The organism is Actinotignum urinale DSM 15805 (assembly GCF_000420445.1).
GTDB lineage: Bacteria > Actinomycetota > Actinomycetes > Actinomycetales > Actinomycetaceae > Actinotignum > Actinotignum urinale.
Map to the genome: position 1 here is coordinate 173,067 of NZ_ATUY01000003.1, position 12,701 is coordinate 185,767.

5 protein-coding genes and 1 rRNA gene are annotated in these 12,701 nt (G+C 48.8%); 5 read left to right on the plus strand and 1 reads right to left on the minus strand.

The annotated features are described in order from the left end of the window. Positions 1-656: 656 nt before the first annotated feature. Positions 657-5,132, plus strand: a complete 4,476-nt coding sequence (locus G445_RS0103755; protein WP_022866233.1) for an FtsK/SpoIIIE domain-containing protein — start codon at positions 657-659, stop codon at positions 5,130-5,132. 40 nt (positions 5,133-5,172) lie between these two features. Here G445_RS0103755 and G445_RS0103760 read toward each other — a convergent pair whose 3' ends face one another. After that, positions 5,173-5,952, minus strand: a complete 780-nt coding sequence (locus G445_RS0103760) for an Fpg/Nei family DNA glycosylase (protein WP_308807065.1) — start codon at positions 5,950-5,952, stop codon at positions 5,173-5,175. Between the two features lie 451 nt (positions 5,953-6,403). Between G445_RS0103760 and clpB the strand changes: the two genes are divergently transcribed. The 4 genes from clpB to G445_RS0103780 form a co-directional block, all read left to right on the plus strand. Then, positions 6,404-9,247, plus strand: a complete 2,844-nt coding sequence (gene clpB / locus G445_RS09620) for an ATP-dependent chaperone ClpB (RefSeq protein WP_022866235.1) — start codon at positions 6,404-6,406, stop codon at positions 9,245-9,247. A 297-nt stretch (positions 9,248-9,544) separates the two neighbouring features. Next, the gene (locus G445_RS09625) at positions 9,545-10,474 is read left to right on the plus strand and encodes an amidase family protein (RefSeq protein ID WP_022866236.1); all 930 of its coding nucleotides are present in this window, start codon (positions 9,545-9,547) and stop codon (positions 10,472-10,474) included. 164 nt (positions 10,475-10,638) lie between these two features. After that, positions 10,639-11,790 (plus strand): lactaldehyde reductase, encoded by a 1,152-nt coding sequence (gene fucO / locus G445_RS0103775; RefSeq protein WP_022866237.1) that lies wholly within the window; start codon positions 10,639-10,641, stop codon positions 11,788-11,790. A 730-nt stretch (positions 11,791-12,520) separates the two neighbouring features. Further along, a 16S ribosomal RNA gene (locus tag G445_RS0103780) occupies positions 12,521-12,701 on the plus strand; the annotation flags it as partial.

Here is a 12,701-nt window from a genome sequence, read left to right on the forward strand (position 1 = left end):
CTCCTAGAAAAAGCGTTGTTCCCAGCGCAAGAGGTAATAAAAACAAGGCAATATGAAGCACAAAGCGCAAGAAAGGCATACGAGACAGCCATAGGGTTCGTGTTCCGGAAAAAACTGCGACGATAACCCATAAACAACAGGTTGCCTGAAGAGAAAACGATGAAGGTATAACCGCAGAGTCATCGAAAATGGTAACGGTGGGATGCTTTGTTGCGGTTGTTGACAAAGTGTATATCCCGTAAGAACCGCATAATATGCACGCAAGATAAATCAGTATGTAGGAGAAAGTGAAGCGACGAAAGGCCATCTCCACGTCCTTATTGTGCAAAGGTCTGTGGCTTAACGGTAAACGGGCGTAAACGGAGCTTACCCACGGGCATAAAGTGCAGAAAATTGCGGAAAAATAGATGAGGAAACCGGGCGCGCAGGGTGTCAATATTCCGGAAGTAATGTCCATTTTCCTCGCTTCCTCGCCTTTATGAAAATTTTTCACGATGTTTTAAATGCTCGAACGAAGATGTCCGTGATGAGCTTGACTACACACCATAGAGGCTTAAGGGGGATTTGTACATGGGTATCATACCCATGTACAAATCTCTCGCAGTTCAATATGCTTAGGCACAATCTCATAACGATTGGACGCGAGAGGAGTAGGAATGGACGCCATAAAAAAGCGTGACAACGCAGTTAAAACTGTGCCGAAAAATAGTGTGCTACTACAACTCTTCGCGCCCACAATCGAGAGTGTGGCGCTTCCTCCTGAAGTGCCCAAGAAAAATACGCGAACACGACTGCTTACCGCATGTATGCCACTCATTGGTTCGCTCGGGATTATAGTTTTCATGATTTTCAGCCCGGCAAAAAATCCACTGATGATTCTCACCGCAGGATTAATGGGAATAGGCTGTCTTGCAGTTTCCGTTGGCACGATATCCGCGAGCTCGAAAGAACGTCGTCGTGAAATAATGCTGTTGCGAGAAAAATACGCAACATATCTCGATCACTGTCGCGATAAAATCCGTAACTCACTCCGGGGGAATAGAGTAGAGGCCCTCAAGAAATACCCGGACCCGCACATCCTTCCCTTTAAGGTCGAAAGCGATAAAGTGTGGCGAAAGTGTAACGTGGATGAGGTAAGAATTGGGCGCGCGTCGCAAAAAGGAATGTATGAGGCGTCCGTGGCCACAGAGTTATCGGAAACGTCTCCTGACCAGTTTTTACCTCATAATTCAACTCCGCAGAAGCTCTCTTCTCCCCATGCACCCACCTTCCAACTACCGGCAGAGTATGATCACGTGAGCGAAAAATGGCGCTCGCGCCTGATAGACACATACGCCAACCAGAACAATATGCCTGCCGTTATCGACTTTAGCGCCCGAAATGTATGGATTATTCGCGGAAAATCGGAGGTGGTTCAGGCATGGTTGCGAGCAATTCTGTGCAATATCGCCATGTGGGTTAACCCTAACTATGTGAAAATTGTGTTGAAAATACACACTGGGAAATACGAGTGGTTACGTTGGCTCCCACATCTAGACAGTGCCGCATCAAAGCGCCTCTTAATATGCGAAGGGTACGTACCGGAAAACCTGAAAAATGGCGATATTGCACTGTGTGTCAACATAAAAAACGAGAAAGAAATGTATGAACGCTACTCCCCGGTAAGGGTTGTGGATATCTCCCATAAAAAGGTAAATCGTCCAGGTTCAATTTTTTCTCGGGTTGCTCAAAACATTCAGGGGATAAAGAGAATGTGGCGAATTCGCGATACGGCGCGGGTTGGCTGTGATTCGGCGCGGGTTGGCTGTGATTCGGCGCGGGTTGGCTGTGATTCGGCGCGGGTTGCCCGTGATAGGACGCTGGTTACTCGCGATACGGCACAGGCCACTCAGGAAACACAACCTTTTTACGAAACGCACGGTATTCGCGAACCAGTACAGCCGGATTATTCCCCGACGAATGGAGGAATAACTGAACTTCACGTGCTCGAAATAAAGGGAGAAAATAATGGCAACAACCTAAATGTTGAACCTCTTTTTACGTGTTTAGCGGACATGCTTCAGTATGCTGAAGCGGAAACTATTGCCCGAGGGCTTGCCAGAAAATGGATTCATATGCCGGATTTATCGAATAGCGATGCGGTGGAGAAAAACCGTGTAAATCTGCAAGAATCTGGATCTTTGCTACATATAACAGGGGCGGATATATCCCAAGCTAAAAACCGTTTCCCTGCGGATAAATATCTGTGTGTTCCCGTAGGCGTGAAAAAAGACGGTGCTCCGCTGTGGCTGAATTTGAACGAATCGGCACGCGGAGGGAGCGGGCCTCATGGGCTCATTATTGGAGCAACGGGCTCGGGAAAATCAGAGTTATTGAAAAATATCCTATTTTGCCTTGCCGCAACGCATGATTCTCGACAACTGAATTATCTCCTGGTGGATTTTAAGGGAGGTGCAACTTTCCAAGATTTAGAAAAACTGCCTCATACGGCTGCGGTGGTGACAAACCTTGCAGGCGACATAGGGCTCGTGGCGCGAATGGAAACAGCAATACGTAGCGAAATTGAGCGCAGGCAAGAAACTCTTGCCCGCGCAGGGGGTTACGCAAATATTCATACGTATATGCAAGCAAAAGATCGTGGAGAACATGATTTTCCAGACCTTGCTGAACTGCTTATCGTCGTCGACGAATTTTCTGAACTTTTGGCAACTTCTCCAGAATTTCATGCAGTTTTCATGGCCTTGGGGCGTGTTGGGCGGTCTTTGGGAATGCATCTCATACTGGCTTCTCAGCGTATTGAAGATTCTGCCATGCGTGGTTTGGATACGCATATGAGTTTCCGTATAGCTTTGCGAACGTTTTCAACGTATGAATCTCGAAGTGTTATTGGTGAAGATTCAGCTTTTTATTTACCACAGCAACCCGGTGCCGCATATCTTTCATGTGGCGCGGAGTCGCCCGAATTTTTCCAAGCATATTATATTTCGGAGCCGATGAAGATTCCCCAGGACCTCGAAATTTATCCTAGCGGTGCTGGTGAAACGCGGGTTTTGCAGGCAGAACAGCCAAAACTCCAGAATTATAAAAAAGCTACAGAAAAGGAACGCTTGTGTACAGAAGATAAAGAAATGGTGTGGAGTGGACTGCGCGGAAGCAATTTCACCCTCAAAGATCGTTTAGAGGATATACGACGAAGAAAAACGTCTCCCATTCCACCTACATCTTCAGTCACGACTCTTGATTTACCGACCGAAATTATTAGAGCGACGCAAGGACAACAACCTGCCCATTGCATGTGGTTGCCTCCTCTTGAGACCTCACCCTCAGTTGATAACTTATGGGAAGAATGGAGGAATAAGTCGAATCCAGTGAGCGAAGAAAGACTGGGAGCCCAAGGCGAAATAGGGGATATTTTCCCTGTTGCCTATTGCGATCTACCGCAACTTCAGCAACGTACTATCCTGACCTTAGAGGCAACAGGAAGAAAAGGACATATTGCCGTCGTTGGAGGTCAACAGAGCGGAAAAACGAATGCCCTTGCCACCATTATGTGTTCCGTAGGGCGCGCCCTATCGCCACATAATGCAAATTTTTACGTTATTGATATTGCTGGCGGAGGATTGAAGCCTTGGGCTGAACTTCCCCATGTGGCCACCTACGCTTCGCGAAAAGAAACAGAAAAAATACAACATATTACTGCGCATCTTCTTCAAGTTATGGAAGAAAGGGAATCGAGCGGTCAAGAATTGCATGTCAGCGTATCACGTGATGAAAGATTGCTTGATTATGAATCGGGTGGTCAAGAATTCCCTTGTCAAGAAACGCAAAATCCGGATTCGTATAACCACCATAATCCCACTAGCCAGGCTTTCTGCACTCCTTTACACGGCAACGTCCCGCTCTTTGTTTTTGTCGACGGTTGGGGATACCTTCGCAATGATTTTCCGGATATTGAAGAACAACTTACCTCATTGCTTGAGCGTGGAGGCGCACAAAATATATATGTCGTTGCGACTGCAATGCGATGGTCACAATTTCGCATGGCTACAGCAGAACTTTTCGGCACAATAGTTGAACTTCAGCTAGGGGACGCCTTCGATTCCAGAATTTCACGCACGGAGTCTCAGCGCATTCCTTCGACACCCGGGCGTGGACTTATTGAAGGAGGACATCATATTTTATGGGCTCTACCAGATAAAAATTCTGTCCGAGTAGAAGAAATCTGGAACGGAGTTCGAGCGAAAAAATTACAAACTCTTCCAGAATTTGTGGGCTATGAGAGAGGCTATCTTGAGCTAGCAAGCACTGGAGTGCCCAAGGATAATGGGAAACTCGCCGGTAATGAGACATCGAGTATCAACAGCCATGTTAAAGGCGACGATATTTTACATATTGGCAACCATGTTATTGGTGGCGAAAGTGCACATATCAGCAACACTATTGCCAGCTATGAGGCTTCGAATAGGCGGAATAACGTCACCGGATGCGACACTGTGAAGGCTCGCATGATTCCACCAATGTTCTTTGGGGAGACGGTAGGTGGCAAAAAAGTTATGTTCGACTTCAACATGGCTACAGCGCTACTTATTCACGGTCCTCGTCGTACAGGGAAAACGTCAATGCTAAGACTACTCTGCACAGAAATATGCAGGATTCATGAACCCGGAGAGGCAAAAATATTTGCATTCGACGCCGGAGATTCCTTTGCGAATAATATTCCTCCTGACTACCTTGGGGCGCATATCCGAACACTTCAAGAAATGAGGCAAATTATTGCAGAATTGGCGGATTACTGCGAAAAACGTATTGCGGGACAAAGAAAAATCACGACACATGCGTATGTAATTATTGACGATTACGACGTTCTTCTTGCGAGCACAAGCGCGACGTTTGGGAGCGAACCTCTCCTCCCTCTTCTTCCCTTGCTTGCCACCGCCGAAAAAATAGGGCTACATATTATTCTGGCAAGCGCGAACAATGCCACCGGTTTTACTTCTGATTCCGTGACACGATTCCTCAACATGCGAGAAAGCCCGAAGATTATATTCGACGATGCTGGGGGTACGCCTGGAAAAGCTCGACTCATACACGGAAATACTAGGACGGAGGTGCAAATTGCGTATGTTTCATAGCCTCAGGGCTTGGGAGAGAAAAACTTTTCGCAGGCTTTTCTCAACGCTGGCATCCCGAACACCAGAAAAGCCTGCGAGCGAGCATGAGCTTTTCCGAAATTGGAGTGCCACAACGAACACACGGTTTACCCGTGCGATGATACACGGCAAAACGCATGAGTTCAGGATCGGTTTCTATAGGAGTTTCCGGGCGGTATTCATCCGGAATTGTCACAATAATTCCGGTATCAATATCGTTTCTCATGCATGTGACAAGATCGTCCCACAGCGTTCCCAAACGCTTTTTGGATACATTCGACGCTTTACGCAAAGGATTAATCCCGACCCTCCACAAACAGTCAGCGCGGTAAATATTTCCAGGACCAGCAACAACAGACTGATCCATAACAACTTGTCCAATAGGGCTACGTTTGGAACGCGCAAGGGAAATAAAGCGCTCACAGTCAGAGGCATCATTTCGGATAGGATCCGGGCCGAGCCTGTTTATCGTTGCGGTAATATCCGAAAAAGTTGCGACCTCGCAACGGGTGGGGCCACTCAATTGAGCAATTGCGGTGTCACTCTCAATACGCATACGTGTTGTGGGTGTTGCTACCAGGTTGTCGATTGGCGTGGGGGATCCCGTCAGGCCGTCGGGATCGAAGATTTTCGTCGTCGCATCTTTTCCGCCATCAATAGTTCCCACAAGATTATCGCTATCATGACGCGCAACACGAATCCCTGCTCCGCCAAGTTGTGTCAAGCCGAGCCCGGCAAAAGCCCATCTTCCGTAAAGCCCCAGATGGATGTGAAGCCATGTATTGCATTCGTTATCGGGCATATCCGGCGATTCCAGAAAAGGCCAGAAAAGGTGCTTTCCCCATGCGCGAGCCCGTCCAGGGTATTTCCTAGAAATCGCGGCAGCCCCTTGAGAAAACCTGCCTTGTGGAGACGTTACCGTAACGGGAGAATCATGAAAAAGCCTGTTAACAATACGTGCATGACGATGAATCGAGCTACCTTCTGGCACAATAACCTCACTTGTATGGAATTACTCAAGTCTAGCGGTTTCGGCGTCACAGTTGAAGTTGGGACTGTTTGTTTCTTTCGCGAAAGACGATGTTTGTTGGAAAAGTGATGTAAATGTTGCGATTATTGCGTAAAAGAATAAGAAATGGCACCTGAAAATACGGTGTATAATTGGTCAAAGTTGAGTGGAATATACTCAAGAATTCTTGCGTTGTAATGTACAGATAAAGAAATATTCGGATGAAGATCCGAAAGGAGAACTGATGGATAAACTAACAACAAAGTCGCAGGAAGCTTTTGCGGACGCGATCCGGCTCGCAACAGATGCCGGGAACCCGCAAGTCGAGCCTCTGCATCTATTACGCGCATTACTTACGCAAGAAGGCGGAATTGCGGTTGCATTATTGGACGCCGTTGGAGCAAACCGCGCCGATATTTCTACCCGTTTGGCAGGGGCTCTTGGTTCCTTGCCTCGAAGCGAGGGAAGTTCTGTGCAAAACCCGAGTGCTTCTCGCCCATTATCTCGCGTCATTACAGATGCCGGAAAAGAAGCAACAAGCCTTGGTGATTCCTATATTTCAACAGAACACCTTTTGATGGCTATCGCTGCCTCACAATCCCAAGCCGGTGAAATCCTTACCAAAGCCGGGGCGAGCAGGGAAGCTCTCGTGGCGGTTTTACCCAATGTTCGCGGGAACTCCAAAGTAGATAACCCCGACCCGGAAGGAACCTTCCAAGCGCTTGAAAAATACGGTCAAGATCTAACACGTATGGCACGCGAAGGAAAAATGGATCCCGTCATCGGACGAGATAGTGAAATTCGCCGAGTTGTACAGGTCTTGTCCCGTCGTACCAAAAACAACCCGGTACTTATCGGAGAACCGGGTGTGGGGAAAACTGCCGTCGTCGAAGGACTTGCGCAACGTATGGTGAACGGGGACGTTCCAGAATCTTTACGTGGCAAAAAACTTATCCAACTCGACGTGGCATCCATGGTTGCAGGAGCAAAATATCGAGGCGAATTCGAAGAACGCTTCAAAGCAGTATTGAACGAAATCAAAGAAGCGGCCGGTGAAATCGTTACCTTTATCGACGAAATCCACACAATAGTTGGAGCCGGCGGAGGCAGCGAAGGAGCAATGGATGCGGGAAATATGCTCAAACCCATGCTCGCGCGAGGAGAATTGCGACTCATCGGCGCAACCACATTGGACGAATATCGCGAAAACATTGAGAAAGATCCCGCACTCGAACGCCGTTTCCAGCAGGTGTATGTGGGTGAGCCAAGCGTAGAAGACACCATAACGATTTTGCGCGGAATTGCGCCAAAATACGAAGCGCACCATAAAGTTACGATCACGGATGGCGCGCTCGTTGCGGCCGCTCAACTATCTAACCGGTACATTACCGGCCGTCAACTGCCAGATAAGGCCATCGATTTGGTTGATGAAGCAGCCTCGCGTTTGCGTATGGAACTTGATTCTTCTCCAGAAGAAATAGATGTTCTTCAACGGCAGGTTAACCGGCTCACGATGGAAGAAGCATACCTGGCGGAAACCAGCGACGAAGACGAAGGTGCGCAAGATCGGCTCGAAACAATTCGTGAAGAACTCGCCAACCGGCGCGAAGAATTGAGTGCGTTAACCACGCGATGGGAAAACGAAAAAGCCGGGCGGAACAAGGTTGGGGATTTGCGAGTCAAGCTGGATGAGCTACGGACAGAATTCGACCTCGCGTTGCGCGACGGACGTTATGAAGATGCCGGGCGTCTTCAAAACGGCGATATTCCAGCGGTTGAAGCTCAAATTGCGCAGGCGGAAAATGCGGAAGCGAACCGCCTCGCAAATGACGAAGAGCCAATGATAGCCGAACGAGTGGACGCCGAAGAAGTGGCGGAAGTTGTTGCCACCTGGACGGGTGTTCCCGTGGGTAAGCTCATGCAGGGAGAAACCGACAAGCTCCTTCATATGGAAGAGGGGCTCGGGCATCGACTTATTGGGCAGAAAGACGCTGTACGTGCCGTGTCGGATGCTGTGCGTCGAAGCCGGGCAGGAGTTCAGGATCCTAACCGCCCTGACGGTTCTTTCCTTTTCCTTGGCCCAACAGGTGTCGGTAAAACAGAACTTGCCAAGTCCCTCGCCGAATTTATGTTCGACGACGAACGTGCCATGGTACGTATCGACATGTCTGAATATTCCGAAAAGCACTCTGTATCGCGTCTCGTTGGAGCACCTCCGGGATACGTAGGCTACGAAGAAGGCGGGCAACTCACGGAAGCCGTTCGTCGTCGCCCCTACTCCGTCATATTGATGGATGAAGTTGAGAAAGCGCATCCGGATGTTTTCGACATTCTTCTCCAAGTTCTGGACGACGGAAGGCTAACTGACGGACAAGGACGGACCGTGGACTTTAGGAACACGATTCTTATCCTGACCTCAAACCTTGGTTCGCAAGTATTGTCCAACCCTGACCTCGATGAGCGGGCGAAAAAAGATTCGGTGATGGCAACCGTGCGCGCACACTTTAAGCCAGAATTCCTCAACCGCCTGGACGAGATTATCATTTTCCAGCCGTTGAACATGGAAGAAATCGGCAAAATTGTTGACCTGCAGATTTCTGCGATGGAAAAAAGGCTCGCAGATAGGCGGATGCGACTTGACGTTACAGACGCTGCGCGTGAGTACCTTACGGTTGCAGGATACGATCCGGCATACGGCGCTCGCCCCTTGCGACGCCTGGTGCAACGCGAAATTGGCGACCAACTAGCGCGAATGATTCTTTCGGGAAGCGCTCATGATGGAGATGCCGTGAAAATTGATGTGGCAAGCCTGGATGAGAACCTTGCTATAGACGCGGGAAGTTCCGGAAGTGAGCGCCGAGATACGAGCGGTAACACGGACCGGGATACAAGCAAAGATTCGGGTCATGTAGAAAACCGCGAAGCCGGCGCAGGTGCAACTTCCGAAACAGATTTTGGACAGGGGGATGAAACCAGCTTTGGCGAGAATAGCGGAACCTTCACTGACACGAGTCGGAACGTTGGTTACGGCGCGAAACAAGGAGTAACAGGCAGGAAGTACGGGTTGACGCTGAGCGTTGAAAAATAAAATGCGATGAAAGATTCCGTTTCTTCTGTTGAAAAAATTATAGAAATTACACGAAAAGGCAGAAGGCGACATACAATAGTAAAAGATGTTACTTAACATCAAATAATGCTGAGTAGAAGTGCTGAAATGCGCTTGAACGGAATGCTCAGCCGTGCAGAGTGGGGTGCGAGAATTCGTGCCCCACTCATTTTTCCCAAGAACCTTGACGCATGGGAGTAACTCACGTCCTCCAATTTTGTCCTAAAACGTCGAGTTCGAGTAAAAAATAATGCGGGAGGTAAAGGATATGCTTACTACATGACTACCCAATACCCGCATATTCATAGGAGGAACGCGACATTCACTGGACGCGATGTTGAAGGAGATTCCCTTGATTTAGGGGCGGTAGATCTGGCGAAGGCAGTTAGGCACGGCGTGCTTGCCAGAACCGTGGAAGATCTGAGGGCTGGATTCAGTATTATTGCAGGAACAAGGCCTGGTGATTGGTATCCACAGGTGAGCTGGCAGATGCTGCAGGAACTTTTCAACAGTGCAGATATCAACAGCGCATTTTTTGACGGATTAAAAATAGCTGTATTAACAGAGTCTCTCAACGTAGAAACAGATATCCATCCAGCATCCTTCGCCGCTGTAGAACGGGCAAAAGCGCTATTTCGCGAAGTTGAGGCGCGCCTACTCACGGTCCCAGCACCAATAACACATAAAGATTGGTTGGCATTCATGCCCATCTGGCAGGCAGGCGCAGCAAGCATTCCCGTAAGCGACGAAGAAAAACTCACAACAATGAGTCGCTGGCTCCGTGCAAAAGGGCGCGAACTCAGTGGCAAAGATGTGATAATGGCCCAAGGAGCCGTACAAAAAATTGCCCGAACAATGGGGCAGGCATTCGAAGAATATGATGTCGTGCTCACCCCGTCCCTAGGAACCCCGCCCGCACACCCCGAATGGGTGAGACTGCCAGAAAATCCAGAAGAAGATTTTCGTCGCCAATGTGCTGTAAGTCCCTGGACAAGCTCCTGGAATATTTTTGGACCAGCAGCAATAACGGTGCCACTTCACCGCGAAAAAATAGACGGAATAACTCTGCCTTTCGGAATACACCTGGCTGGAACAAGGCCCGGGCAAGAGGCACTTTTACTCAAAATGGCGGAATACCTAGAAAAAGTCGACCCTTGGCCACACATTACCGTGCCAACAAAAGGTAAGGGGGTGGCGCCGTCGTCGTAAAATAAAGAAAAGAAACCACGCTTTCGTAACCCAGAAAAGCGAAAAGTGTAACAAGTCACCTAATCGCGAACATTTTATGGAACCGAGTTTTACATGTTGGAACTTGGTAAAATTGTACTTAAGGGTGAGCACCAGGCTTACCTCAACTATAGGGAAAGATACATATGACTTATCGCATGATACTTAACCAAACTTCTTATTTTGGACGCGGAGCGCTAGCTAACCTTGTTCCAGAATTGAAAAAGCGCGAATACGCAAAAGCTCTCATCGTTACAGATAAAGGAATCCGTAACGCTGGAACGCTTGATTTAGTAACCAAAGCTCTTGACGAGGGCAACTTTGCCTTTGAGGTTTACGACGACGTTGTTCCGAACCCGCCGGTAGAAGATGTTCAGAAGGGCGTTGAGGCTCTGAAGGCGTCCGGCGCCGATGTTTTGATTGGATTGGGCGGAGGCTCCCCGCAAGATACCGCAAAGGCGATCGGTATTATCGGAGCGAATCCGGAATTTGCTGACGTCCTCTCGCTTGAAGGTGTTGCAGACACAAAGAAGCCAAGCGTTCCGATCGTTGGTATTCCAACAACAGCTGGAACCGCTTCGGAAACCACCATTAACTACGTCATTACCGACACGAAGAAGCAGCGCAAGTTCGTTTGCGTTGACCCACACGATATTCCAGTTCTCGCCATCGTCGATCCAGACTTGATGGACGGCATGCCCCGTTCGCTGAAAGTGGCGACGGGCTTGGATGCACTCACACACGCCATCGAAGGCTACATCACCCCCGGCGCATGGGAACTTTCCGACGCCGTCCATTTAAAGGCAATCGAAATGATTGCGGCAAATCTCCGCAAGGCTGCCGAAGGTGATAAAGATGCCGTCGAAAAAATGGGTTACGCTTCATACATTGCAGGTATGGGATACTCGAACGTTGGATTGGGACTTGTGCATGGCATGGCCCATCCGCTCGGAGGCCGCTACAACGCGATGCACGGTGTCGCCAACGGAATTCTTCTCGCGCCCGTCATGCGTTACAACGCGGAATATACGGGTGAAAAGTATCGCGACATCGCCCACGCCTTCGGTTTCGAAGATGCCTACAAGGTTTCCCTGGAAGAAGCACGCGAAGAAGCGGTTAACGCGGTAGCACAACTTACCAAGGATCTTGGCAACCCGCTCAAGATTTCAGAAGTAGGCGTTACCGAAGAAGGACTGGACGATCTTGCACAGGACGCATTCGATGATGTGTGCACGCCGGGTAATCCACGCCCAGCAACCAAGGAAGACATTCGCGCACTTTACGCATCGCTCCTTTAGTTCATAACGGGCTCGGCTTGTCAATGCACAAAAGAACGAGCCATAAAACGCACATTCAGAATAAAGCAATACGCTGACATTCAATAAACGGTGGGCGGGGAAGATAATCTTCCCCGCCCACCACTCGTTGAGCTCGCTCTTGTATCTGTTTGGGTTTGCTTTTGTGTTTGCTTGAGTTCGCTCTTGTATCTGCATGAACTCGCTCTTGTATCTGCATGAGCTCAGTTTTTCATCTGTCACCGCGGTTTACTGGATCAAAATAATTTAGTGCGGGCGCACTTAGCGTTTGCGCGGGCGTAAAACTGGAAAAACCGCGAAAACATGCGGAAAAATGGCGTATGACTTGCTTCACAGAGAATTTCTTTTGACACGGGGTTGAAAAACTACTACTATAGATATCCGTGCCCAGGAGGCCGGAAAGAGATGAAAATCTGCTCCTCGGTACGAAACCTCCTTCGGGAAAGGCAAGTAATTACTTAGTTTTTCTGGGGTGTGGGTGTGGTGTTTGGTTTCTTGATAGCGTGTTTTTTGTTTGATGGTTGTGTAGCTGCTTGATGGCATGGCTGTTTTTGTTGTGTTGTTGGGTGGTTTTGTTTTTTCCTGGCTTGGTGGCTGGGGGCTCGCGATGATGTTTTTGTGCATGGCATGGCTTTTTGTTGGTTGTGTTGTGTGTGGTGTTGTTGTGGGTTGTTTTTTGTTTTTTGGAGCTGTTTTGGCTTTCTACTGGTTTTTTGTGGAGAGTTTGATTCTGGCTCAGGACGAACGCTGGCGGCGTGCTTAACACATGCAAGTCGAACGCACAGCACTGGCTTTGGTTGGTGTGGGTGAGTGGCGAACGGGTGAGTAATACGTGGGTAACCTGCCCTTCTTTTTGGGATAAGCCTTGGAAACGGGGTCTAATACTGGATATT

Excerpts from the sequence above, each read along its gene's own strand:
- clpB (WP_022866235.1), top strand. The coding sequence starts at position 6,404 with ATGGATAAACTAACAACAAAGTCGCAGGAAGCTTTTGCGGACGCGATC.
- fucO (WP_022866237.1), top strand. The coding sequence starts at position 10,639 with ATGACTTATCGCATGATACTTAACCAAACTTCTTATTTTGGACGCGGA.
- G445_RS0103755 (WP_022866233.1), top strand. The coding sequence starts at position 657 with ATGGACGCCATAAAAAAGCGTGACAACGCAGTTAAAACTGTGCCGAAA.
- G445_RS09625 (WP_022866236.1), top strand. The coding sequence starts at position 9,545 with ATGACTACCCAATACCCGCATATTCATAGGAGGAACGCGACATTCACT.
- G445_RS0103760 (WP_308807065.1), bottom strand. The coding sequence starts at position 5,952 with ATGCCCGATAACGAATGCAATACATGGCTTCACATCCATCTGGGGCTT.